Genomic DNA, 20,416 nt, shown 5'->3' with positions numbered 1-20,416 from the left:
GCACACGACGTCGGCCGCGGCGTAGTCGGCGTCGATCACGCCGAAGCCCTGCGTGTCGTCGACGAGCAGGAGCCGGTCGTCGCCGAGCACCTCGCGCAGCCCGCGCAGGTCGGCGCGGAAGCCCGTGCGCGAGTCGACCGAGCTGACCACGAGCGCGCGCGTGTCGTCGTCGAGCGCCTCGGCCACCGCCTCGGGCGTGACGAACCCGGACGGCGGGGCCATCCACTGCGGCGTGATCCGCCCGAACGCCTCGGCGGCGCGGACGAGGAGCGTGGGGATGGTGGGGAACTCGGCGGCCGAGGCCAGCACGCCGCCCTCCAGGCCGTGCACGGCCTGCGCCAGGCCGTGGCTCGTCGACGGCTGCAGGGTGACCTCGTCAGCCGGTACGCCCAGCAGCCCGGCGACCGCCTCGCGCGCCTCCCGCACCCGTCCGGCGACGTGATCGATGCTCGAGGCCCTGCCGGTGCCGAGCATCCCGACGTCGGCGACGACCTCGTCGCGAACGGTGCGCGACAGCGGCCCGAAGGCCGCGAAGTTCAGGTAGCCGGGCTCGCCCGTGAAGGTCGCGCGATACTCCGAGATGCTGCTCACACGCTCATCATGACAGAGCGGCGCCGCGGGGGTGGATCGCGCGTCAGCCGCCGAAGCGGCGCTCGCGGCTGGCGTAGTCGCGGATGGCGCGCAGGAAGTCGATGTGCCTCAGGTCGGGGCCCAGCGCCTCCACGAAGTAGAACTCGCTGTGTGCGCTCTGCCACACGAGGAAGTCGCTGAGGCGCTGCTCGCCGCTCGTGCGGATGACGAGGTCGGGATCCGGCTGGCCGCCCGTGTACAGGTGCTCCCCGATCACCTCGGGCGTGAGACTCGCAGCGAGCTCCTCGAGGGAGCCGCCGCGCTCGTCGTGCTTCTGGATGATCTTCCGCACCGCGTCGACGATCTCGGCGCGCCCGCCGTAGCCGACGGCGAGGTTGACGTGCAGCCCGGTGTTGGACGCGGTGCGCGCCTCGGCGTCGCGCAGCGCCATGACGAGCGAGTCGGGCAGGTCGCCGTCGCGGCCCACGTGCTGCACCCGCCAGTCGCCGCGCCCCGCGAGCCGGTGCGCGAGGCCCTCGATGATCTCGATCAGGTCGCTCAGCTCGGCGGCGTCGCGCTTGCGCACGTTGTCGTTCGAGAGCAGGTAGAGGGTGACGACGCCCACGCCGAGCTCGTCGCACCACTCCAGGAACTCGACCATCTTGCGCGCCCCCGCGCGATGGCCGTCCGCCGCCGTGCGCAGGCCGAGCTGGCGTGCCCAGCGCCGGTTGCCGTCGATCATCATCGCGACGTGATGCGGCACGGCCGCCGGGTCGATCTCGCGCCGCAGCCGCGCGGTGTAGAGGCGGTAGAGGGGCCCCAGGCCCTGCCCCGAACGTCCGCTGTTCACGGATCCACCCTAGTCAGGTGCGATGCAGGGATCGCCTGGGGATCGCCCGCGCGTGCGCCGCGCGGCATGTGCCGCCGCGTAGTCTCGGGATCATGAGCCGTCGTGATCGCGCCTCCGAGGTCCCGCAGCTGCCCCTCCTCGAGGCCTCCGCCGTCGATGCGGTGGTCGACATCAAGCCCAGCTGGCGCGGCTGGATCCACGCGGCGACCTTCCCCGTCGCGCTCGTGACGGGCGTCGTGCTCATCAGCCTGGCGCAGGGCGCGACGGCCAAGTGGGCGTCGGCCGTCTTCATGGCGTCGTCGCTGCTCCTGTTCGGCAACTCGGCGATGTACCACCGCTTCGACTGGAGCCCGACGGTCAAGGCCGTGCTGAAGCGGATCGACCACGCGAACATCCTGCTGCTCATCGCCGGCACGTACACGCCGATTGCGCTGCTGGCGCTGCCGTTCCCGCAGGGCACGATCCTGCTCGTCGTCGTCTGGATCGGCGCGCTCGTGGGCATCCTGTTCCGGGTGCTGTGGATCGGGGCCCCGCGCTGGCTCTACGTGGCGCTGTACCTCGCGCTCGGCTGGGCGGCCGTGATGTACATGCCGCAGCTGTTCGAGGCGAACCTGGCCATGGTCATCCTCGTGATCGTGGGCGGCCTGCTCTACACCGTGGGCGCCGTCGTGTACGCGATGAAGCGGCCCAACCCGTCTCCGAAGCACTTCGGCTTCCACGAGATCTTCCACGTGTGCACCGTGCTGGCGTTCCTGTGCCACTGGACCGCGGCGCTGCTGCTGGCGATCAACCCGCCGTTCAACGGCCCGGCCTGACGGGGAGCCCCGGCGTGACGCGGCTCAGCGCGCGGCGTCGTCCTCGGACGACTCGCCCCGGGCGGCGGCCTCCTCGGCGTCGAGCGCCTCGTTCGCCTCTTCGCGATAGCGCACCCGGCGCACGCGGCGCAGCATGTCGAGCACGAGCAGCACGACGGCGAGGACGAGCAGCGCGACGACGCCGAAGCCGAGCGGACCGGGCGTGACGAGGTCCGGGTCGACCGTGGGGGTCGGGGTGGGCGTGACCGCCTGCGCGACGATCCAGCCGAGTCCGTGCATTCTGTCCTCATCTTCCCGACGTAGCCTGGAGTACCAGCCTACGTTCCCCCTCCCCCGGAGATCCCCGTGACCACCAAGGCCCAGCTCGACGAGCGATACGGCCGCACGCGCGGCGGCCGCAGGGCGGGCCGGCTGATCGTGGGCGCGCTCGCGGCGGCGGCCGTCGGCTGGCTCGTGTGGACCACGGTGGCCTCGACCATCGACGACGTGAGCGTGGACGGCCTCGGCTTCGAGGTGACCGGCGAGCACGCCGTCGACGTGTCGTTCCAGTTCACCGCTCCCCCGGGCCGCGACGTCGTGTGCGTGCTCGAGGCGCTCGACGAGGACTTCGGCGTGGTGGGCTGGAAGGTGTTCGCGTACCCGGCGGCCGAGCGGCACGCGCAGCAGCACAGGGAGACCGTGCCGACCGTCGCCGAGGCCACGACCGGTTTGGTGAACTCCTGCCGCGTGTCGTAGGCTGACGCACCAGAACCTCTGACGCCCCGGCCGGTGCCGGGGCGTCTTTCACATCCTGCTACGAAGGGATAGAGCCGTGTCGAACGACACCACGTTCCTCACTCAGGAGGCCTACGACCGCCTCGCCGCCGAGCTCGAGCACCTCAGCACGGTGGGCCGCGAGGAGATCGCCAAGCGCATCGAGGCCGCCCGCGAGGAGGGCGACCTTCGCGAGAACGGCGGCTACCACGCCGCCAAGGACGAGCAGGGCAAGCAGGAGGCCCGCATCCGCACGCTGCAGGCGCTCCTCAAGGACGCCGTCGTCGGAGAGGCGCCGCAGTCGGACGGCACCGTCCAGTCCGGCACCGTCGTGACGGCGCTGATCCTGGGCGACGAGGAGCGGTTCCTGCTGGGCAGCCGCGAGATCGCCGGCGGCACCGACCTCGACGTCTACAGCGAGAAGAGCCCCCTGGGCGCCGCGATCCTCGGCCTCAAGGAGGGCGACAAGACGTCCTACGAGGCCCCGAACGGCAAGCAGATCCCGGTCGAGATCGTCAAGGTCGACACCTTCCTGGGCTGACCCGCCCCGCGTCGCCGGATTGCGGTGGTCGCTTCATCTCCGCGGCCTGCGGCCGCTCCGTTCAGCAACCGATCACTGTGCGAGCGAAGCGAGCGTGCGGCCGCACATGCGGCCGCCCCCGCGGCGCGAAGCGCCGCCTCGTCGGCGCGGGAGCGCCGGCGCGAGCACGCGAGCGGCACGGCGAAGCCGTGCCCGAGCGCGCGCAGACTCGAAAAAGCTAGTCTTCGATCAGCTCCGGGCGGAAGCCGGCGTCGCGCAGGGCCTGGAGCACGAGCTCGCGGTGCTCGGTGCCGCGCAGCTCGACCGACACCTGCAGGTTGACCTCGCTGATCTGCAGCCCCTGGCCGTGGCGCGTGTGCAGCACCTCGATGACGTTGCCGCCCGCCTCGGCGATCACCTGCGAGACCTGCACGAGCTGGCCGGGGCGGTCGGGCAGCGGCACGCGCACGGTCATGTAGCGGCCCGACGCGGCCAGGCCGTGCGCGATCACCCGCTGCATGAGCAGCGGATCGATGTTCCCGCCGGTCAGCACCGCGACGGTGTGGCCCTGCGCGCGCACCTTGCCGGCCATGATGGCCGCGACGCCGACGGCCCCCGCCGGCTCCACGACGACCTTGGCGCGCTCGAGCAGGGCCAGCAGGGCGCGGGCGATGTCGTCGTCGCTGACGGTGACGACCTCGTCCACGAGCTCCCGGATGATCTCGAAGGGCACGTCGCCGGGGCGCGCGACGAGGATGCCGTCGGCGATCGTCGGCCGCGTCTCCACCGCGACCGGGCGGCCGGCCGCGAGGGACTCCGGCACGGGGGCGGCGCTCTCGGACTGCACGCCGACGATCCGCACCGTGCGCCCGGCGGCCGCCGCGCGGGCCTTCGCGGCCGCCGCGACGCCCGCGATCAGGCCTCCCCCGCCGATCCCCAGCACGATCGTCTCGACGTCGGGCGCCTCGTCCATCACCTCGAGGCCGAGCGTGGCCTGCCCCGTGACGATGTCCCGGTGGTCGAAGGGGTGGATGAGCACGGCGCCGGTGCGCTCGGCGTGCTCGGCGGCGAGGCGCAGCGGCTCGGTGACCGTCTCGCCCCTCAGCACGACCTCGGCGCCGTAGCCGCGGGTGGCCAGCAACTTGGGCACGGGCACACCGAGCGGCATGTAGATCGTGGCGTGGATGCCCAGCTCGCGCGCGGCCAGGGCCACGCCCTGCGCGTGGTTGCCGGCTGAGGCGGCGACGACCCCGCGGGCGCGCTCCTCGGGCGTGAGGCGCGAGAGCCGGTAGGTGGCGCCGCGCACCTTGAACGATCCCGTCCGCTGCAGGTTCTCGAGCTTGAGGCTCACGGGGTGGCCGAGCACCTCGGTCAGGTGCTGCGAGGGCTGCAGCGGCGTGCGCTCGATGACACCGGCGAGGCTCGCCGCGGCGGCCTCGATCTCGGCGAGCCCGGGCGTCGCGGACGTCCCCCGGGTCTGCTCGGCCATGGTCATGCCCGACTCCCTTCGTCGCCGGCCGGCGGCGCCGGCTCCGCCTCGTCGTCGGGGGCGTCGGCCTTCGGGCCGTCGTCCTTGGCCCCGTCGCCGCGGACCGATCTGGGCACGGTGCTCCAGATCACATCCGCGTCGGGCGGCGCGCCGGTGCGCCACGATCCGCTCGCCAGGGTGACGGCGACGACGTTCACGAACGCCGCCACGGGCACCGCGAACAGCGCTCCCGCGATGCCGCCGATCATCGATCCGCCCGCCACGACGAGCACGACGGCGAGCGGGTGCACCTTGACGGCCGACCCCATCAGCAGCGGCTGCAGCAGGTGGCTCTCGACCTGCTGCACGAGCAGCACGACCGCGAGCATCGCCACGGCGATCCAGATGCCGTTGTAGGCGAGCGCGATCACGACCGCGATGGCTCCCGTGACGATCGCGCCGACGAAGGGCACGAACGCGCCGAGGAACACGAGCACCGCGATGGGGATCGCCAGCGGCACGCCGAGCAGCACGGCGCCGATGCCGATGCCGACCGCGTCGATCGTGGCGACGATGATCTGCGTGCGCGCGTAGTTGATGAGGGTGCGCCAGCCGTTGCGGGCCGAGGCGTCGACCGCGGGGCGCGAGGAGCGCGGGAACAGCCGCAGCGTCCAGCGCCAGATCGAGGCGCCGTCGGCGAGCAGGCAGATGAGGATGAACAGGGCCAGCAGCAGCCCCGCACCGAGGTGGCCGACGGTGGTGCCGACGGTCAGCGCGCCGCTGAGCAGCGTCTCGGCCTGCTCGCTGAGGAAGCGGAAGCCGGTGTCGAACGCGTCGCTGATCTGGCGCTCCGTCAGCAGCCCGCTCGAGATCGCCCAGTCGCGCAGATCGACGATGCCCTGCGCGGCGCGGTCGCGCACCTCCCCCGCCTCGCGGCTCACCTGCCACACGACGAGCCAGATGAGGCCGATGACGATCGCGAGGGTGCCGAGCACCGAGACGACGATCGCGAGCACGCGCGGGACCCGCAGTCGCAGCATGAGCGTGAACCCCGGGTACAGCAGCGCCGTGATGAGGATCGCGACGAGCAGCGGGATGACGAGCAACTTGAACTGGATGACCAGCCAGACGCCCACGCCCACGGCCGCGGCGATGATCAGGAGCCGCCACGCGTAGGCCGTCGCGACGCGCAGTCCCGTCGGGACCTCCACGCCGTCCACCCCCGACGGGCTCGGCGCGGCCGCCCGCGGTCGCAGGAAGTCCCAGAACCCCCGGTTCGAATCGAGCGAGGGGCGGTTCTCGTCGCTCATCTGGCCAAGTCTAGGACCACGCCGTATGCCCGCACCGTGATGCGCGGTCTCAGCCGTCCAGGAAGTCGGCCATGAGCGGACCGGCCGTGCTCGCGCCGCCGTCGCCGCGCTCCACGAACACCGCCACGGCCAGGTCGCCGTGGAACGCGATCATCCAGGCGTGGCTCGCGAGGTCGCCGTTCTCGTCGGGCTCGCCGAACTCGGCCGTGCCCGTCTTCGCCCCCACTCCCGCACCCAGCCCCGCGAGGGCGCTTCCCGAGCCCTCGGTGACGACGGCCGCCATGAGGCCCCGCAGCGTCTCGGCCTCCTCGGCCGTGAGCGAGGACTCCGCCTGCTCGCCGGGGGCGACGAGGTACGGCGACACCGTGCGCCCCGCGGCGACCGAGGCGGCGACCGTCGCCATGCCGAGCGGCGTCTCGGTGACGATGCCCTGGCCGATCATGTTGGCCGCGTGCTGGGTCAGGGAGTCGGTGTTGTCCGGCCCCACGACGCCCAGGGAGGCCGCGGCGTCGCGCAGATCGGCGTCGGTCACGCGGTCGTTCAGGCCGACGAACGCCGTGTTGCAGGAGTTCGCGACGGCGGCGCGCAGGGTGATGCCGCCCAGCGCGGAGGCGGGGTACTCGCCGTAGTTGTGGAACGTGTAGCCGTCGACCGTGACCTCATCCGCGCATGCCACGGCGTCGTCCGGTGCCATTCCGGACCGCAGCAGGGCGAGCGTCGTCACGACCTTGAACGTGGAGCCCGGCGCGTACCGGCCGCTCGTGGCGGCGTCGAAGCCGCCGTTGCCGGGGCCGTTCGCGGCGGCCAGGATCTCGCCCGTGGACGGCCGGATCGCCACGAGCGCGCTCGCGGGCTCGACGCCCGCCAGCACCGCCTCGGCCCGCTGCTGCAGCGCGATGTCGAGCGTGGTCTGCAGCGGCTCGCCGTCCTCCGCCGGCCACTCGGCGAGCACGCGCGGATCCTCGTCGTCCTCGCCCGTCGACGCCGTGATGGTGACGGCCGGGGTGCCGCGCAGACGGTCGTTGTACTCGCCCTGCAGCCCCGACAGCCCGGTCTGCTCCCCGGGGGCGATCGCGCCGTCCGAGTTCTCGATGATCTCGGCCGTCGCCTCGCCGACCGTGCCGAGGATCTCGCGGGCGAACGTGCGGGTCGGCGCGAGCTGCATGGTCGTCTCGATGGCGCTCGCGCCGGGGATCTCGGCGAAGTCCGCCGGAACACGCGTGGCCGCGTCCTCGGGGCGCAGCACGATCGCCTCGACGAAGGCGAGCTCGCCCATCGCCGCGGCCCGCGCGGCGAACTCGTCGGCGTCGACCTGCAGCGCTACGGCGATGTCACGCGCGCTCTGGTCGACCTGTCCCGCGTCGATCCAGCTCTTGTCGAGGCCGTACCGCGTGACGGGCCGCTCCGTGACGATGGGCTCGCCGCCCGCGCCCACGATCGGCGCGCGCGACGGATAGACCCGTTCGACGCCGACCGTCTCGCCCTCCTCCAGGCCGTCGGCGACGAGCGCGGGCGACCACGGAAGGGTCCATTCGCCCGTCTCGCCGTCGCGGGTGAGCTCGAGCGTCTGCTCGTACGTCCACTCCCGCCCGTCGATGTCCCACGTCCACTCCGCCGGCACGGTCGCGACGTCCCCGTCGCGCTCGACCTCGCCGAGAGCGACGTCCAGCTCGTACCCGGCGAGCGGCTCGACGAGCGACGCGAAGTCGTCGCCACCCGTCGCGCTCGCGGGCAGCTCGTGCCGCTCGAGGGCGGACTCGACGGCGGTGAGGGCCTCGTCGAGACCGTCGTCGCCCGGCGCGCAGCCGACGAGCCCGAGGGTCGTGAGGAGGACGAGGGCGGAGGCGGCGGGGATCCGAGACATCGCGGCCAGTATGGCAGGCCCCTCCGACGCGCCGGGCGCGACCGGGCCGATGCGCCGACGCGCCGCCGACCGCGCGGCGTATCGGGACGGATGGATCGTCGGGAGGCATGTCGGAGCCCCGCAGTAGCGTGGAGCGATGACGACCACGCGGATCGAGACCCTCAGCGCGGCCCAGGCGCGGCGCATCGCCCTGGGCGCGCAGGGCTTCGGCGGCGCGCGGCCCGCCGCCGCGGGGCCCGCGCGGCTGCACTCGGCGATGGAGCGGATGGGCGCGCTGCAGATCGACTCGGTGAACGTGTTCGCGCGCTCGCACTATATGCCGCACTTCGCGCGCCTCGGCGCCTACGATCGCGACGCTCTCGACCGGATGCTCTTCGGGCGCCGCGCCCGCTACGTGGAGTACGTGGCGCACGAGGCGGCGCTCGTGCCCGCGGCGGACTGGTCGCTGTGGCGGTTCCGCATGGACGCCTTCCGCGCGCGCTACGACGACTGGGCGCGCGCGCATGCGCCGACGCTCGACCGCCTGCGCGCCGAGCTCGCCGAGCGCGGTGCGGTCCGGCCGGCCGACCTCCACGACGAGTCGCCCCGCGCGCCGCGCGGCCCCTGGTGGGACTGGGACGACGTCAAGCGGGGGCTCGAGCTGATGTGGCGCTTCGGCGAGGTCGCGATCGCGGGCCGGCGCGGATTCGAGCGCAGCTATGCCCTGGCCGAGCGCGTGATCCCCGCCGACGCGCTCGCCCGCGAGGTGCCGCGCGCGGAGGCGATCCGCGAGCTCGTGCGCCGCGCCGCCCGCGCGCACGGCATCGCCACCGCGCCCGACATCGCCGACTACTACCGCCTGAAGGCGCGCGACGTCGCCCCCGCCATCGCCGATCTCGCCGACGCGGGCGAGCTGCTTCCCGTGCGCGTGGCGGGCTGGGATCGCGGCGGCAGGCCGCTGCCCGCCTGGCTGCACCGCGACGCCGCCGTGCCCCGCCGCGTCGACCGCGTCGCGCTGCTCACGCCGTTCGACCCCGTGGTGTGGTTCCGCGACCGCGCCCTGCGGATGTTCGGCTTCGACTACCGGATCGAGATCTACGTGCCGGCGCACAAGCGGCGCTTCGGCTACTACTCCCTGCCGGTGCTCGTGGGCGACCGCCTGGCGGCCCGCGTCGACCTCAAGGCCGACCGCGCGGGTTCGACCCTGCTCGTGCAGTCCGCCTGGTGGGAGCGGGACGCCCCGGCCGACGCGGCCGAGCGGATCGCCGCGGAGCTGCAGCGCGCGGCGGCGTGGCAGGGCCTCGAACGGGTCTCGGTCTCGGGGTGGGGCGACGCGGCGCACGACATCGCCGACGCGCTGCCCGGCGCCGAGCGCCACGACCACCCGCGCGCGCCGCTGGCGCCGGCGATCCCTCTGCCACACACCGAGCAGACGGAGCGGGCGTCGTGACGGCCCCCGGCGACGCGGCCGCGGCGCCGGGGCGCGCGCGCCGCACGCGGGCCGTGCTCGTCGCCGTCGTGGTCGTGGCGCTGCTCGCGGGCGGGATCGGCGCGTGGTGGATCGCCTCGCGCGGATCGGACCCCCGCGACACGGCGGAGCGCTACCTCACGGCGCTCGTCCGGGGCGATGCCGAGGCGCTCGACGCCGTGACCGATGCGGACGACGACGCGCTCGCGCTGTTCGCACGGGCCCGCGCCCACGTCTCGGACGCCGCCCTCGGCGCCGTCGAGACCGACGGCGACCGCGCCGAGCTGCACGCCGAGGTCACGCTCGACGGCGAGCCGCGCGAGGTCGCCGTGCCCATGGCGCGCGCCGGTGATACGTGGATCGTGCGAGCGACCACTGCCCTCACCGTGACGCCGTCCCGCGGCGACGCCTTCGCCATCGGCGACCGCACGTTCGCGGCCGACGACACCCCGATCCTGCTGCCCGGCGTGTACGAGGTGACCCCGCTGCCGGCCGAGATCCTCGACGGCGCGGCCCGCGTCGCGATCCTGCCCGGCCAGGAGTCTGCCGACGTCGAGCTCGATGCGACCGTCGCCGAGGGCGCGACCGAGATCGTGCAGGAGCGGCTCGAGGGGCACGCCGAGCGCTGCGCGGCGGCGACCGACGCCGTCCCGGCCGCGTGCGGGATCGTCGTCCCCTGGGCGGCCGATCTGCGCGAGCTCGAGCGGATCGCGTTCACGATCGAGCGCTTGCCCCGGGCGTCGCTGGATGCCGACGCGGGCACGTTCCAGGCCACGGGCGGCGCGCTCGTCGCGGAGGCCTCCGGCGTCGCGCACGACGGCTCGGCGCAGAGCTTCACGTATCGCACCGACGATTGGACGATGCGCGGAACGCTCACCTTCCGCGACGCGCAGCTGATCCTGTCGATGTTCTGAGTCCGTCGCACGGCGTAACACGAATCGGGCGGCCGGCATCGCGGCGATAGCGTCGGAGCGTCCGCATCCCGGCCGTCACGCACTCGGAGTCCACCATGCCGTTCCCCCGCCTGCTCCCCTCGCTCGCCGCCGCCGTCGTCGTCGCGCTCGCGCTGACGGGTTGCGGCGCCGCCGCCCCCGCCGACCAGCCGGAGGACGAGAAGACGACGCTCCGGTTCGGCTTCAACCCTGGCCCCTACCGCGAGATGTTCGAGCAGGGCATCCAGCCGATCCTCGAGGAGGACGGCTACACCGTGGAGATCAGCGAGTTCACCGACGGGATCATCACGAACGTCGCGCTCGCGGACGGCGAGGTCGACGCGATCATCATGCAGCACCCGGTGTTCCAGGAGTCGGTCAATGAGCAGGAGGGGCTGCACAACGCCTCCCTCGTCCAGGTGCCGGGGCCGCCGATGGCGCTGTTCGGCGGCCAGAGCGACGCCCTGGACGATGTCGAGCCCGGCGCGACCGTCGCGGTGCCGAACCAGCCCTCGAACATGTACCGCGCCTTCCAGGTGCTCGCCGATGTCGGCTGGATCGAGCTCAGCGACTCGATCGATCCGGCGACCGCCTCCCCGGCAGACATCTCCGAGAACGTCGCCGGCATCGAGATCGTCGCGATCGAGAACGCGCAGCAGGTCGCGTCGCTGTCCGACGTGGACTACTCGGTGATCCAGGGCAACTTCGTCGTCTCGGGCGGACTGGACCTGACCGACGCCCTCGCGCTCGAGGAGCTGACGGACGAGTTCTCCGTGGTCGTGACCGTGGACGAGCCGAACCTCGAGACCGCGTGGGCGAAGGACATCAAGGCCGCCTACGAGTCGGAGGAGTTCGCCGCATACATCGCCGGCGACCCGCAGTACGCCGGTTACAACATCCCCGACGCGCTGGAGGACTGAGCGCCGGTGACCGACACAGCCTCCACCTCGCCCGAGGTCGCGGCCCTCGTCGAGTTCGAGCGCGTCTCGCGCGTCTTCCCCGGGCGCCGTGGCGCGCGGGTCACCGCCCTCGACGAGGTGACGCTGCGGGTGCCGCGCGGGAGCATCTTCGGCGTCATCGGCCACAGCGGCGCCGGCAAGTCCACGCTCGTGCGCCTCGTCAACGCGCTCGAGCGCCCCACATCGGGCGTCGTGCGCCTCGACGGGGTGGATCTGGCCGCGCTCGACGGCCGCGAGCTCCGCGCGATGCAGAAGCGCACCGGCATGGTGTTCCAGCAGTTCCACCTGCTCGAGACGATCACCGTGCGCGAGAACGTCGCCCTCCCCCTTCGCCTGGACGGCGTGCCCGCAGGCCAGGCCCGCACGCGCGCCGACGAGGCCCTCGCCTTCGTCGGGCTCGCCGCGAAGGCCGACGCCCACCCCGGTGATCTCTCGGGCGGCCAGAAGCAGCGGGTCGGGATCGCGCGGGCGATCGTGCGCAATCCCGAGATCCTGCTCTGCGACGAGGCCACGAGCGCGCTCGACCCGACGACGACGGAGCAGATCCTCGGGCTGCTGCGCCGCATCAACCGCGAGTACGGCACGACGATCCTCGTCATCACCCACGAGATGGACGTCATCAAGGATCTCTGCCACGAGGTGGCGGTGATGGAGGCCGGTCGGGTCGTGGAACAGGGGTCTGTGCTCGACGTGTTCGTGCGCCCCCGCAGCGCCACCACGTCGGCGTTCGTCGAGTCGGTCGTGCCGCAGACGCTGCCGGCGCGCGTCGTCGAGCGGATCGGCGGCGACCATCTCTGGCGACTGCTCCTGCTGGACGAGCAGGTCACGGCGCCGATCGTCGCCACGCTGATCGCGGAGATCGGCGTGGGCGTGAACATCCTGCACGCCGACATGACCGAGATCCAGCAGCACACCGTCGGCCAGCTCATCATCCAGCTGGACGGCGATCCCTCCCGGATCCGGCGGGCGCGGCAGTACCTCGAGGATGCGGTGCTCACGGTGACGGAGGTGCGTGCGGCATGAGCGCGCCCTTCACCCTGATCACGACGGAGCAGTTCTTCTCCGAGCTGGTCATGACGCTGTACATGGTGGGCGTGTCGCTCGCCATCGGCGCGGCGCTCGGCATCGTCATCGGCACGATGCTCGCGGTCACCCGTCCCGGCGGCATCCTGCCGAATCGCCCGCTGTTCCTCGTGCTGGGCACGTTCGTGAACCTGGTGCGCTCGCTGCCGTTCATCATCCTGCTCGTCGCGATCCTGCCGTTCACCCGCTTCGTCGTCGGATCGTCCATCGGTCCGGAGGCGGCGATCGTGCCGCTGGTCGTCATGATCGCGCCGTACATCGGCCGCCTCGTCGAGAACTCGATGCTCGAGGTGCCCGGCGGCATCATCGAGGCGGCGCGGTCGATGGGCGCCACCCCATGGCAGATCTTCCGCCGCTTCCTGCTGCCGGAGGCGCGGGGATCGCTGATCCTCGCGCTCACCACGGCGACGATCGGCCTCATCGACGCATCGGCGATGGCCGGCACCGTCGGGGCGGGCGGCATCGGCGATCTCGCGATCTCGTACGGCTACCAGCGCTTCGACGGATTCGCCATGCTCGTGACCGTGATCGCACTCATCGTCATCGTGCAGCTCGTGCAGGCGGCGGGCAACGCGCTCGCCCGCCGGGTGCGGAGGCGCTGAGGTGGCCGTCTTCCGCGCCGCGCAGCGGGTCGCGTCGCTGCCGCCCGGCTTCTTCGGCGAGATGGATCGGCGCATCGCGCAGGCACGCGCCCGCGGCGTCGACGTCATCGACCTGTCCAAGGGCAACCCCGACCTGCCCACGCCGCCGGCGATCGTGCGGGCGATGCAGCGCGCGGTCGCCGACCCGGTGCACCACCGCTACCCCGCCGCCACGCCGCTGCCCTCGCTCGCGCGGGCCATCGCCGCCGCGTACGCCCGCGACCACGGCGTCACGGTGGATCCCGAGGCCGAGGTGGCGGCGTTCCACGGTTCGCACGAGGCGCTGCTGGCCGCCTTCCAGGGCCTCGTCGACCCGGGGACCACCGTGGTGCTGCCCGACCCGGGGTACCCGGCCTACCGCTCGCTCGCCGCGCTGGCCGGTGCGGGCATCGCCGAGTTGCGGCTCGACCCCGCTCGCGGGTACCGGCCGGACGCGCGCGGTTTCGCGGGCGCGGACGAGGCGGCGCTCGTCGTGCTGAACTCGCCGCACAATCCCACGGGAGCACTGGTGGACGCCGCCGAGGTCGGGGAGGTGCTCGCGCTCGCGGAGCGTCTGGGCGCTGCGCTCGTCCACGATTTCGCGTACTCCTCGCTCGGCTTCTCGGGCCGGCCGCTGTCGGCGCTCGCCGTCGACGCGTCCGGGGAGCGCACGGTCGAGATCTCCACGCTCTCGAAGACATACAGCATGGCGGGCTGGCGCCTCGGCTTCGCGGCCGGGAACGCGTCGCTGATCGCCGCGATGCGGCGCTACCAGAGCCATGCGCTCAGCACGATCTTCGGGGCGACGCAGGAGGCGGCGGCCGCCGCGCTGTCCGGCGACCAGGACGCGGCCGAGGCGCTCGTCGAGGTCTACCGCGCGCGCCGCGACGCCGTCGTCGCGGCGCTGCGCGAGTCGGGGTGGCGCGTCGAGGCCCCCGGCGGCACCTTCTTCGTGTGGCTGGCGGTCCCCGGCGACGACGGGGCCTTCGCCGCCCGCCTGCTCGAGGAGCACGGCGTCGCGGTCGCGCCGGGCAGCGGCTTCGGCCCCGGCGGTGCCGGGCACGTGCGCATCGGGCTCGTGCACGACGAGGCGACGCTGCGCGCGGCCATCGCGCGCTTCCCCGCACCGGAGGCGTCGGCGTGAGCGGCCTGCGCCATCCCGGCCCCGGCGTCGTCGCGAGCGGCGAGGGCGCGCTCGATGCGCTGCCCCGCGTCCTCGACCGGATCGGGGCGCGACGGGTGCTCTCGGTGCACGGCAGGCGTGCCCGGCGCGCCGTCGCTGCGCACCTGCCCGCGCTCGACCCCGTCGAGACCGTGGACGCGGCATTCGGCGGAGAGTGCAACCCCGCCGAGATCGCGCGCCTGGGAGCGCTCGCCCGCGACGCGGACGCGGTGCTCGGCATCGGCGGCGGGAAGGCGCTGGACACCGCGAAGGCGGTCGCGGTCGAGGCCGGCGTCCCGGTCGTCCTCGTGCCGACGCTGGCGAGCACCTGCTCGGCGTGGTCGCGCGTGAGCGTGTTCTACGACGACGACCACCGCCATCTGGGCCACGCGGAGCACGAGACGCCGACCCATGCGCTCCTCATCGAGCCTCGTGCGGTGTTCGACTCCCCGCCCGAGTTCTTCGTGTCGGGCATCGCCGACACGCTCGCGAAGTGGTTCGAGGTGCGGCCCCTGCTCGAGCGCGGCGACGCCTCCGTGCTCACCGCGATCGGCCGCGATGCCGCGCGGCGCTGCCGGGACGCGGTCCTCGTGCACGGCGTCACCACCGTGCACGACATGAGGGCGGGCCGGCTCAGCGACGCGTGGCGCGACGTCATGGAGGCCGCGATCGTGTCGGCCGGGATCGTCGGAGCGTTCGCGGGGCCCCACGGGCGCGCGACGGCGGCGCACCCCGTCTCGGACGGGCTGAGCGCCGTCGACGGCACCCGCGACCTGCTCCACGGCGTCAAGGTCGCGTACGGGATCCTCGTGCAGCTCGCACTCGAGGCGCACTGGAACGACATCGACGCCCTCGCCGGGCTCTATGCCGACCTGGGGCTGCCGCGCTCGCTGGCCGACCTCGGCATCGACGCCGGCGACCGCGCGACGCTGCGCGTCATCGCCGCCGTGGCGGCGGACGAGCGCTCGTCGCTGCACCTGCTCCGGTCCGGGCTGCGAGCCTCGGACGTGGTCGAGGCGATGTCCGCGCTCGAACGACATCAGCTCCCGCTGCCCCGCGTCGCCCTCACGGCGGCGCCCGTTCCATCCCTCTGATCGAATCCACCACCGAAGGAGAAACCCATGGCCGACGTCGAGAGCTTCCAGCTGGATCACACCGCCGTCCTCGCGCCGTATGTGCGGCTCATCGCCGTCGAGCGCGGGCCCCGCGGCGACGCGATCTCGAACTTCGATCTGCGCTTCGTGCAGCCCAACCAGGGCGAGATCCCGACGGCCGGGCTCCACACCATCGAGCACCTGCTGGCGAGCCTGCTGCGCGACCGGATGGACGGCGTCATCGACTGCTCGCCGTTCGGCTGCCGCACCGGCTTCCACCTGATCGTGTGGGGCGAGCGCACACTGGAGGAGATCACGCCGGTCGTCGCCGACAGCCTGCGCGCGATCGCCGAGGACATCACCTGGGACGACGTGCCGGGGGTGAGCGCGGTCGAGTGCGGCAACTACCGCGACCACAGCCTGCACAGCGCCCGCGAGTGGGCGGCCCACATCGTGGCGCAGGGGATCAGCACGGACCCGTTCCGCCGGGTGGTCGCGTGACCTTCCCCGAGCTGCGCGGCCGGGTGGTGCTCGTCACCGGCGGCGCGAGCGGCATCGGAGAGGCGACCGTCGCGGCCTTCGCCGCCGAGGGAGCGACGGTGGTGAGCGCCGACGTCGCCCACGCCTCCGCGACGCCGACGGTCGCGCCGGACGGCGGCTGGCAGATCCGCCTCGACGTGGCCGATGAGCCCGCCGTCGACGCGGCCGTCTCGGCGATCCGCGACCGGGTCGGGCCGGTGGACGTGCTCGTCCACGCGGCCGGCACATCGACGATGGCGTACACGACCGAGACGACCCTGCCCGACTGGAACCGCAACCTCGAGGTGAACGCCACCGGCTCGTTCCTCGTCGCCCGCGCGGTGGCGCGGCAGCTCGTCGCGACGGGGCGGCAGGGCCGGCTCGTCCTCATCGCGTCGCAGGCGGGGAAGAACGGCTACCGGGGCATGAGCGGCTACGTCGCGTCGAAGCACGCCGTGCTCGGCCTCGTGCGGACGATGGCGGTCGAGCTCGCGCCGCGCGGGATCCTCGTGAACGCCATCTGCCCTGGCGTCATCGAGACGCCGATGAAGCACCGGGAGCGCGAGGAGGGAGCCGTCGTGCGCGGGATGACGGCCGCCGAGATCGAGGCCGAGGACAACGCGCAGGTGCCGCTCGGGCGGACCGGTCAGCCGTCCGACGTCGCCGGCGTCGCGCTGTTCCTCGCGAGCCGACTCTCGTCGTACATGACCGGCCAGGGCATCAACGTCACGGGCGGCATGACGATGCACTGAATCCCCGATGCAGCTTGTTCAGAACTGCAGGGTGTCGATTGGCAAGTGCAGTTCTTTCAGAACTGCACGCGCGGCGGCTCGGCGATGGCGGCGCCGTCGACCACCTCGAAGAACTCCCGCTCGTGGAAACCGAGCTGGCGGGCGAAGAGGTTGTTGGGGAAGACCTTGATCTTCGTGTTCAGCTCGCGCACGCCGCCGTTGTAGAAGCGGCGCGACGCCTGGATCTTGTCCTCGGTGTCGACGAGCGACTGCTGCAGCTGCAGGTAGTTCTGGCTCGCCTGCAGCTGCGGGTACGCCTCGGCGACGGCGAACAGGCTCTTGAGCGCCTGCTCCATGTGGCCCTCGGCCACACCCGCGGCGCGCGGCGTGGTCGCCTGCAGCGTCTCGGCCCGCGCGCGCGTGACGTTCTCGAACACCGCCTTCTCGTGGGCCGCGTATCCCTTCACCGTCTCGATGAGGTTCGGGATCAGATCCGCCCGACGCTTGAGCTGCACGGTGATGTCGCTCCACGCCTCGTCCACCCGGACGTTCAGCTGCACGAGCGAGTTGTACGTCGCCCACAGGTAGATGCCGACGATCACCGCAATGGCCACGATGATCCCGACCGGAATCAGCAACTCCATGGAGAACCCCCTGTTCGCGACCCCATCCTAGAGGCCGCCCATCCGCGCCGGCAGGGAATCCCCCGGATCCCGCCCGCGCCGGTTCGGGTAGCGTCATGGCGTGACCGCCGCACTCTCGTTCCGCGCCGCCGTCCCCGCCGATGTGCCCGCCATCGTCGCGCTCGTCCAGCGCGCCTACCGTGGCGAGGCCAGCCGCGCCGGATGGACGACCGAGGCCGACCTGCTCGACGGGCAGCGCACGGACGCCGAGCAGGTGCGCGCGCTGCTGAGCACGGCCGGCTCCGTCGTGCTGCTGGCCGAGCGTGACGGAGCGCTCGCGGGCTGCTGCCACCTCGAGCGCCGCGAGGGCCACGCGTACTTCGGCATGTTCGCCGTCGACCCCACCGCGCAGGGCGGCGGGATCGGCGGGACGCTGCTGGCCGAGGCCGAGCGCAGGGCGCGCGAGGAATGGGATCTTCCCGAGCAGCGGATGACCGTGATCACGGCACGCCCCGACCTCATCGCCTGGTACGAGCGCCGCGGCTACCGCCGCACCGGCGCGCGCAGCCCGTTCCCATACGGCGACGAGCGCTTCGGCATCCCGCGCCGCGACGACCTCGAGTTCGAGACGCTCGCCAAGTCGCTCGTCGTCACGCACGCGCCGGATCGAGCGCCAGCCCGCTCGTGAACACGCGGCGTTCGCCCGTGAAGGGATCGTCGAACGCGAGGCGCTGGGCGAGCAGCTGCAGCGCGTGGCGGAAGTCGTACGGGTCGGGACCGAGGTCCTCGGGGTAGACCGGATCGCCGAGGAGCGGCAGTCCGAGGCCGTTCATGTGCACGCGCAGCTGGTGGGTCTTGCCCGTGTGCGGCCGCAGCACGAACTCCCCGGCCCAGCGGCCGGCGTGCGCGAAGGTGCGCACGAGCCGCATGGTCGTGTGCGCGTTCGGCTCGCCCGGGATCACCCGTACCGGCCGCTCCCCGTCGACCTTGAGCAGCCGGCTGCGCACATCGCGGTCCTCGCCGGTCTCGAGCCCGAGCGGCAGCGGGTCGCCGGGCGACCACCCCGGCGGCAGCCACGCGAGCGCGCGGTACGTCTTGTCGATCTCGCGCCGCTGGAACAGCACCTGGTACGCGCCGCGGGTGCGGGGCCGCCGCGACAGCACGAGCAGCCCCGCCGTGACCCGGTCGAGGCGGTGGATGGCGACGAGCTCGTCCTCGCCGCGGGCCGCGCGCAGCCGCGTCACGACGCACTCGCGCACGAAGACGCCGTTCGGCGTGGCGGCGAGGAAGTGCGGCTTGTCCACGACGAGCAGGTCGTCGTCCTCGTGCACGATGCGCACCTCGAACGGCACGCGGTCCTCATACGGGATCGGCTTGTGGAACCAGTAGAAGCCGCCGGGCTCCACGGGGTCGTCGAGGCCGACGGCCGCGCCGCGCGCGTCGACGAGCGAGCCCTCCCGCACGAAGTACTCGGGCTCCAGCGGGCTCGCGCCGAAGGCCTGCTCGCGCCCCATCGTCTTCGGGATCACGGTGCCCGCCAGCCACTCGCGCACGGTGGCCGGCACGGGCAGGTGCGCCGCGGCGTGCGTCTCGCGCCCGCCCGGGGCCCGCAGCCGCGCGGCGGAGATGCCCTCGCGCGGCGGCAGTACGCCGGTCCTTCCCGATGACCTCACGAGCATCGGAGTCTACGCGGGCCCGCGTGGGCGAACCCGGGGCGTCCGATCAGAACCGGGCGAGGATGTCGGCGACGCCCTCGCGGAAGCGCGGGCACGTCGAGATGTCGTGCGCGGTGCAGCGGAAGGCGTGCTCGGTCATCTCGCGTGAGCGCCGCATCTCCTCCATGCGGCGATCCAGATCCGCCAGGTGCGCCTGCAGCACCTCGTGGCGCCCGGGGCCGTCGCCCTCCAGCAGCACGGCGATCTGCTCGAGGCTCATGCCGGCGGCCTTGCTGCGCAGGATGATCGCGATGCGCGCCACGTCGTCCTCGCCGTAGCGCCGCCGTCCGGCGGTGTCGCGCCGCGGCCGCAGCAGCCCGACCGACTCCCAGTGGCGCAGCACGTGCGTGGGCAGCTCGAACCTCGAGGCCACCTCGCCGACCGCCCAGCGCGCGCCCCGATCCTCCGCATTTGACTTCATGTCGACATGAAGTCACACACTGGCTCACGACGCAAGTCCGACGGACGGAAGGATCGACATGTACGACGTGATCGTGATCGGGGCGGGGCCCGCGGGCCTGCAGGCGGCCCTCACCCAGGGGCGGATGCACCGCACCGTGCTGCTGCTCGACTCGGGCGAGTACCGCAACGGGACGGTCGCCCACATGCACAACGTGGTCACCCACGACGGCACGCCGCCCGCAGAGTTCCGCGCCACCGCCCGCGCCCAGCTCGCGGCCTACGCGGGCGTCGAGCTGCGCGAGGCGTCCGCGCGCGACGTCTCGGGCAGCGTCGACGACTTCGCCGTGGCGCTCGATGACGGCTCCACGGCGCGGGGGCGCCGGGTGATCCTGGCCACGGGCGTGGCCGACGAGCTGCCCGACGTGCCCGGACTGGCCGAGCTGTGGGGACGGCGCGCCTTCGCGTGCCCGTTCTGCGACGGCCACGAGCACACCGGCCGGCCGATCGCGCTGCTCGGCACCGCCCGCGCGGCGCACCTGGTCGCGCTGCTGGGCCGCATCGCCGAGCGCATCACGGTCTTCCCCATCGGCCAGCCGGCGACCGAGGACGAGCACCGGGCGCTCGAGGCCGCCGGCGCCCGCGTCCACCCCGGCCCGGCGATCGCGATGCGGGAGGAGGGCGACGGCGTGCGCGTCGACACCGCCGAGGGCGGGACCGTCGTGGCCGGCGTGTTCATCGCGACGGACGGGATGCGCCAGCGGGCGCCCTTCGCGGAGCGGCTCGGGCTGCGCACGCTCTCCTCGGGAGCCATCGAGATCGACGAGTTCGGCCGCACCTCGCTGCCGGGAGTCTCGGCCGCGGGCGACCTCGCGCACCGGGCCACCCTCCCGGGCCCCGTCGCATCGGTCGTCATGGCCGCGGCCGCGGGACAGATGGCGGCGGCCGGCATCGTCCAGGAGCTGACGGCGCACTGAGCCGG

Annotated in this window: 22 protein-coding genes and 1 pseudogene; 14 read left to right on the top strand and 9 right to left on the bottom strand. The window is 73.2% G+C overall.

What is annotated here, in order from left to right; genetic code table 11:
- Window positions 1–6 precede the first annotated feature (6 nt).
- Window positions 7–474 (bottom strand): annotated as a pseudogene (locus tag ACODR5_RS01945) (aminotransferase class V-fold PLP-dependent enzyme); the annotation flags it as partial.
- A gap of 160 nt (window positions 475–634) precedes the next feature.
- Complete coding sequence (locus ACODR5_RS01940) at window positions 635–1,420, bottom strand: isoprenyl transferase (RefSeq protein ID WP_488982553.1); 786 nt, start codon at window positions 1,418–1,420, stop codon at window positions 635–637.
- 92 nt (window positions 1,421–1,512) lie between these two features.
- Here ACODR5_RS01940 and trhA point away from each other — a divergent pair, with 92 nt between their 5' ends.
- On the top strand, window positions 1,513–2,235 hold the full coding sequence (trhA, locus tag ACODR5_RS01935; protein ID WP_488982552.1) for a PAQR family membrane homeostasis protein TrhA: 723 nt from the start codon (window positions 1,513–1,515) through the stop codon (window positions 2,233–2,235).
- Window positions 2,236–2,259: 24 nt separating this feature from the next.
- On the opposite strand, the gene ACODR5_RS01930 is transcribed toward trhA, so the two are convergent.
- The gene (locus tag ACODR5_RS01930) at window positions 2,260–2,514 is read right to left on the bottom strand and encodes a hypothetical protein (protein WP_449853448.1); all 255 of its coding nucleotides are present in this window, start codon (window positions 2,512–2,514) and stop codon (window positions 2,260–2,262) included.
- Window positions 2,515–2,580: 66 nt separating this feature from the next.
- Here ACODR5_RS01930 and ACODR5_RS01925 point away from each other — a divergent pair, with 66 nt between their 5' ends.
- The gene (locus ACODR5_RS01925) at window positions 2,581–2,970 is read left to right on the top strand and encodes a DUF4307 domain-containing protein (RefSeq protein WP_488982551.1); all 390 of its coding nucleotides are present in this window, start codon (window positions 2,581–2,583) and stop codon (window positions 2,968–2,970) included.
- A 76-nt stretch (window positions 2,971–3,046) separates the two neighbouring features.
- Window positions 3,047–3,529, top strand: coding sequence for a transcription elongation factor GreA (gene greA, locus ACODR5_RS01920; RefSeq protein WP_449853450.1), 483 nt, complete (start codon window positions 3,047–3,049; stop codon window positions 3,527–3,529).
- Window positions 3,530–3,746: 217 nt separating this feature from the next.
- On the opposite strand, the gene ilvA is transcribed toward greA, so the two are convergent.
- From ilvA to ACODR5_RS01905, 3 genes are read right to left on the bottom strand one after another with little or no spacing between them, the layout of a single operon-like run.
- A complete protein-coding gene (ilvA, locus tag ACODR5_RS01915; protein WP_449853654.1) occupies window positions 3,747–4,997 on the bottom strand; it encodes a threonine ammonia-lyase in 1,251 nt (416 codons plus the stop codon).
- A gap of 2 nt (window positions 4,998–4,999) precedes the next feature.
- Window positions 5,000–6,286, bottom strand: a complete 1,287-nt coding sequence (locus tag ACODR5_RS01910; RefSeq protein ID WP_449853574.1) for an AI-2E family transporter — start codon at window positions 6,284–6,286, stop codon at window positions 5,000–5,002.
- 49 nt (window positions 6,287–6,335) lie between these two features.
- A complete protein-coding gene (locus tag ACODR5_RS01905) occupies window positions 6,336–8,150 on the bottom strand; it encodes a penicillin-binding transpeptidase domain-containing protein (RefSeq protein ID WP_488982550.1) in 1,815 nt (604 codons plus the stop codon).
- 136 nt (window positions 8,151–8,286) lie between these two features.
- On the opposite strand from ACODR5_RS01905, the gene ACODR5_RS01900 reads away from it, so the two are divergent.
- The 9 genes from ACODR5_RS01900 to ACODR5_RS01860 all read left to right on the top strand — a co-directional run bounded on the left by ACODR5_RS01900 (window position 8,287) and on the right by ACODR5_RS01860 (window position 16,718).
- On the top strand, window positions 8,287–9,579 hold the full coding sequence (locus tag ACODR5_RS01900) for a winged helix-turn-helix domain-containing protein (protein ID WP_488982549.1): 1,293 nt from the start codon (window positions 8,287–8,289) through the stop codon (window positions 9,577–9,579).
- Entirely contained in the window at window positions 9,576–10,511 is a 936-nt protein-coding gene (locus tag ACODR5_RS01895; RefSeq protein WP_488982548.1) for a hypothetical protein, read from the top strand. The genes ACODR5_RS01900 and ACODR5_RS01895 overlap by 4 nt, the downstream gene beginning before the upstream one ends.
- Before the next feature lie 95 nt (window positions 10,512–10,606).
- Window positions 10,607–11,449 carry a MetQ/NlpA family ABC transporter substrate-binding protein gene (locus tag ACODR5_RS01890; protein WP_460817915.1) on the top strand — a complete coding sequence of 281 codons (843 nt, stop codon included), beginning with the start codon at window positions 10,607–10,609 and terminating at the stop codon, window positions 11,447–11,449.
- 6 nt (window positions 11,450–11,455) lie between these two features.
- On the top strand, window positions 11,456–12,511 hold the full coding sequence (locus ACODR5_RS01885) for a methionine ABC transporter ATP-binding protein (RefSeq protein WP_449853579.1): 1,056 nt from the start codon (window positions 11,456–11,458) through the stop codon (window positions 12,509–12,511).
- A complete protein-coding gene (locus ACODR5_RS01880; RefSeq protein ID WP_449853580.1) occupies window positions 12,508–13,173 on the top strand; it encodes a methionine ABC transporter permease in 666 nt (221 codons plus the stop codon). The genes ACODR5_RS01885 and ACODR5_RS01880 overlap by 4 nt, the downstream gene beginning before the upstream one ends.
- A 1-nt stretch (window position 13,174) precedes the next feature.
- Window positions 13,175–14,335, top strand: coding sequence for a pyridoxal phosphate-dependent aminotransferase (locus ACODR5_RS01875; RefSeq protein ID WP_488982547.1), 1,161 nt, complete (start codon window positions 13,175–13,177; stop codon window positions 14,333–14,335).
- Window positions 14,332–15,447, top strand: coding sequence for an iron-containing alcohol dehydrogenase family protein (locus tag ACODR5_RS01870; RefSeq protein ID WP_488982546.1), 1,116 nt, complete (start codon window positions 14,332–14,334; stop codon window positions 15,445–15,447). Before ACODR5_RS01875 ends, ACODR5_RS01870 begins: the two co-directional genes overlap by 4 nt.
- 27 nt (window positions 15,448–15,474) lie before the next feature.
- Complete coding sequence (locus tag ACODR5_RS01865) at window positions 15,475–15,948, top strand: S-ribosylhomocysteine lyase (RefSeq protein ID WP_488982545.1); 474 nt, start codon at window positions 15,475–15,477, stop codon at window positions 15,946–15,948.
- Window positions 15,945–16,718 carry an SDR family NAD(P)-dependent oxidoreductase gene (locus ACODR5_RS01860; RefSeq protein WP_488982544.1) on the top strand — a complete coding sequence of 258 codons (774 nt, stop codon included), beginning with the start codon at window positions 15,945–15,947 and terminating at the stop codon, window positions 16,716–16,718. The genes ACODR5_RS01865 and ACODR5_RS01860 overlap by 4 nt, the downstream gene beginning before the upstream one ends.
- 56 nt (window positions 16,719–16,774) lie before the next feature.
- On the opposite strand, the gene ACODR5_RS01855 is transcribed toward ACODR5_RS01860, so the two are convergent.
- Window positions 16,775–17,341 (bottom strand): LemA family protein, encoded by a 567-nt coding sequence (locus tag ACODR5_RS01855; RefSeq protein ID WP_449853585.1) that lies wholly within the window; start codon window positions 17,339–17,341, stop codon window positions 16,775–16,777.
- A 100-nt stretch (window positions 17,342–17,441) separates the two neighbouring features.
- Here ACODR5_RS01855 and ACODR5_RS01850 point away from each other — a divergent pair, with 100 nt between their 5' ends.
- The gene (locus tag ACODR5_RS01850) at window positions 17,442–18,008 is read left to right on the top strand and encodes a GNAT family N-acetyltransferase (protein ID WP_488982543.1); all 567 of its coding nucleotides are present in this window, start codon (window positions 17,442–17,444) and stop codon (window positions 18,006–18,008) included.
- On the opposite strand, the gene ACODR5_RS01845 is transcribed toward ACODR5_RS01850, so the two are convergent.
- Together ACODR5_RS01845 and ACODR5_RS01840 are read right to left on the bottom strand one after the other, a co-directional pair.
- Window positions 17,971–18,993 (bottom strand): pseudouridine synthase, encoded by a 1,023-nt coding sequence (locus tag ACODR5_RS01845; RefSeq protein ID WP_488982542.1) that lies wholly within the window; start codon window positions 18,991–18,993, stop codon window positions 17,971–17,973. The two genes, ACODR5_RS01850 and ACODR5_RS01845, sit on opposite strands and share 38 nt — an antisense overlap.
- Window positions 18,994–19,042: 49 nt before the next feature.
- Window positions 19,043–19,456: a MerR family transcriptional regulator gene (locus ACODR5_RS01840; protein WP_488982541.1), complete on the bottom strand. Its 414-nt coding sequence runs from the start codon at window positions 19,454–19,456 to the stop codon at window positions 19,043–19,045.
- Between the two features lie 58 nt (window positions 19,457–19,514).
- Here ACODR5_RS01840 and ACODR5_RS01835 point away from each other — a divergent pair, with 58 nt between their 5' ends.
- Complete coding sequence (locus ACODR5_RS01835) at window positions 19,515–20,411, top strand: NAD(P)/FAD-dependent oxidoreductase (RefSeq protein WP_488982540.1); 897 nt, start codon at window positions 19,515–19,517, stop codon at window positions 20,409–20,411.
- The last annotated feature ends 5 nt before the right edge of the window (window positions 20,412–20,416 follow it).

This window comes from Microbacterium sp. FG3 (assembly GCF_057809335.1).
The sequence above is the reverse complement of the archived record's forward strand: the minus strand, read 5'-3'. Positions and strand labels throughout refer to the sequence as shown.